The sequence below is a fragment of the Mesorhizobium sp. M5C.F.Ca.IN.020.32.2.1 genome (genome assembly GCF_004023105.1).
Classification (GTDB): domain Bacteria; phylum Pseudomonadota; class Alphaproteobacteria; order Rhizobiales; family Rhizobiaceae; genus Mesorhizobium; species Mesorhizobium wenxiniae.
This window is the reverse complement of the sequence record NZ_RZSX01000832.1, coordinates 1-2,756: the sequence shown is the minus strand read 5'-3', so window position 1 is coordinate 2,756 and position 2,756 is coordinate 1. Positions and strand designations below refer to the sequence as shown.

Sequence of the window (2,756 nt, the reverse complement as noted above, 5' to 3'; positions counted from 1 at the left end):
GTGCCGAAGCTGGACGCTGCCTGCCGGCCGAAGATTAGGGCGAGCGCCGAGGCGGTTGCGCGGATCGTCGCCAGGGGTGAGCCGGTCTATGGCATCAACACCGGTTTCGGCAAATTGGCCAGCGTCCGCATTCCCCCCGCCGACCTCGAGACGCTCCAGCGCAACATCGTGCTGTCGCATGCCGCCGGCGTCGGCGAACCGATGCCGGTCGCTGTTTGCCGGCTCATGATAGCACTGAAGCTTGCCAGCCTGGCGCAGGGCGCCTCCGGCGTTCGGCCACACACCATCGAATTGCTGGAGGCGATGTTGGCCAACGACGTCATTCCGGTGGTGCCGGCGCAAGGCTCGGTCGGCGCATCCGGCGACCTTGCGCCGCTGTCGCACATGACGGCGGTGATGATCGGCGTCGGCGAGTGCTTTACCCCGCATGGCCGGTTTCCGGCCAAGGTCGCTTTTGTCTCACACGGGCTGGAGCCGGTCACGCTTGGCGCCAAGGAGGGGTTGGCGCTGCTCAACGGAACGCAGTTCTCGACCGCCTATGCATTGGCCGCCCTGTTCGACGCTGAAGTGCTTTATCAGTCGGCGCTGGTGGCCGGCGCGCTTTCGACCGATGCCGCCAAGGGCTCCGACGCCCCCTTCGATCCGCGCATCCATCTGCTCAGGAAGCATCCCGGCCAGATCGAGACGGCAGAGGCGCTGCGCAACCTGATGGCCGGCAGCGCCATTCGCGAATCGCATCGCCTCGGCGACGAGCGGGTGCAGGATCCGTACTGCCTCCGCTGCCAGCCGCAGGTGATGGGCGCGGCGCTCAGCGTGCTGCGCCAGGCCGCCGACACGCTGGGCACCGAGGCCAACGGCGTCACCGACAATCCGCTGATCTTCGCCGAGGACGACACTGCGCTTTCCGGCGGCAATTTCCACGCCGAGCCTGTGGCCTTCGCTGCTGACATGATCGCGCTCGCCGTCTGCGAGATCGGTTCGCTGTCGGAGCGGCGCATTGCCATGCTGGTCGACCCGGCGCTGTCGGGCATGCCGGCTTTCCTGACACCGAAGCCCGGCTTGAATTCCGGCTTCATGATCCCGCAGGTGACGGCGGCAGCACTCGTCTCGGAAAACAAGCAGAAGGCTTATCCGGCCAGCGTTGATTCGATCCCGACCTCGGCTAATCAGGAAGACCACGTCTCGATGGCAGCGCATGGCGCGCGCCGGTTGATCGGCATGGTCGAGAATGCGACGGCCGTCATCGGCATCGAATTGCTGGCCGCTGCGCAAGGCTGCGATTTCCATGCGCCGCTGGCATCGAGCGCGCCGCTCGAAGCGGTGCGCAGGCTGGTCAGGGCCGAGGTGCCGCATCTCGACAATGACCGGCATTTCCATCCCGACATGGAAAAAGCCATCGCTATGGTGCGCAGCGGCGCGGCGGTGAGGGCGGCGAGCGCGGTGGCGCTGCCGGCGATTTCTGGAGCCGCATGATGAACGAGCGCGATTGGCTTACCGTCCATGAGGGAACCAAGCCGCTGCTTGTCAGCTTGCCGCATACCGGCACCGATCTGGCTGGTTTGGAAGATCGGTTCGTTTCGCCGTGGCTTGCACATCGCGACACGGACTGGTGGATCGAACAACTCTATGACTTTGCGGCCGATCTTGGCGCCAGCGTTGTTCGGACGTCGATCTCGCGCAGCGTCATCGACGTCAATCGCGATCCGTCAGGTGTTTCTCTGTATCCCGGCCAAACCACTACCGGTCTCTGCCCAACGGAGACGTTTGACGGCGATCCGCTCTATCGCCCCGGCTTGGAACCAGACGCTGAAGAGACAGAGCATCGGAGCCGTCGCTTTTTTTATCCGTATCACAGCGCAATTGCTGGAGAAGTTGCGCGGATAAAGGGCGCTCATGGCAGGGCCGTGGTCTATGACTGCCACTCGATCCGCTCGGTGCTGCCGCGGCTGTTCGAGGGGACGCTGCCGGTGTTCAATCTCGGCACCAATGACGGCAAGAGCGCCGATCCGGCCTTGCAGGCGATGGTCGAAGAGATCCTCGCCGGAACCGGCGAGACATACGTTGTAAATGGCCGCTTCAAGGGTGGCTGGATCACGCGCCATTTCGGCCAGCCGCAGAACAACGTCCACGCGCTGCAGATGGAACTGTCCAACCGCGGCTATATGCGCGAGCCCGAGGGCAAGGGGACGCCCGGCAATTGGCCGGTGCCTTATGACCCCGCATTCGCCGCGCCGATCCGCGCCACGCTGAGGCGGATCCTGGAAAGCGCGATTGCCTGGGCCGGGCGCTGACGCTCCGCCGCGCAGCTCATTCGAAAGGAAAGTGACGCCATGACCGATCCTCGTCATAACATCCGCGAAGTCCGCAGCCCACGCGGCAGCGAGCTCAATGCCCGCTCATGGCTGACGGAAGCGCCGTTGCGCATGCTGATGAACAATCTCGATCCCGACGTCGCCGAAAACCCCAACGAACTGGTCGTCTATGGCGGCATCGGCCGGGCGGCGCGTACCTGGAACGACTTTGATCGCATCGTCGCCTCGCTGAAGACGCTTGGAGATGACGAGACGCTTCTGGTGCAGTCCGGCAAGCCGGTCGGCGTGTTCCGGACTCACACCGATGCGCCGCGCGTGCTGATCGCCAATTCCAACCTCGTGCCGCACTGGGCGACATGGGAGAAATTCAACGAGCTCGATAAGAAAGGCCTGATGATGTACGGCCAGATGACGGCCGGCTCATGGATCTACATCGGCACGCAA

General features: G+C 64.3%; 2 protein-coding genes and 1 pseudogene. All 3 read left to right on the top strand.

Annotated features, from left to right (window positions below; translation table 11 throughout):
• A partial coding sequence (gene hutH, locus EOA86_RS29545) for a histidine ammonia-lyase (RefSeq protein ID WP_128344882.1) occupies nucleotides 1-1,473 on the top strand: 1,473 nt, incomplete at its 5' end.
• Complete coding sequence (hutG, locus tag EOA86_RS29540; RefSeq protein WP_127212512.1) at nucleotides 1,470-2,291, top strand: N-formylglutamate deformylase; 822 nt, start codon at nucleotides 1,470-1,472, stop codon at nucleotides 2,289-2,291. The genes hutH and hutG, both read left to right, overlap by 4 nt.
• A 39-nt stretch (nucleotides 2,292-2,330) precedes the next feature.
• A pseudogene (locus tag EOA86_RS29535) lies at nucleotides 2,331-2,756 on the top strand (urocanate hydratase); the annotation flags it as partial.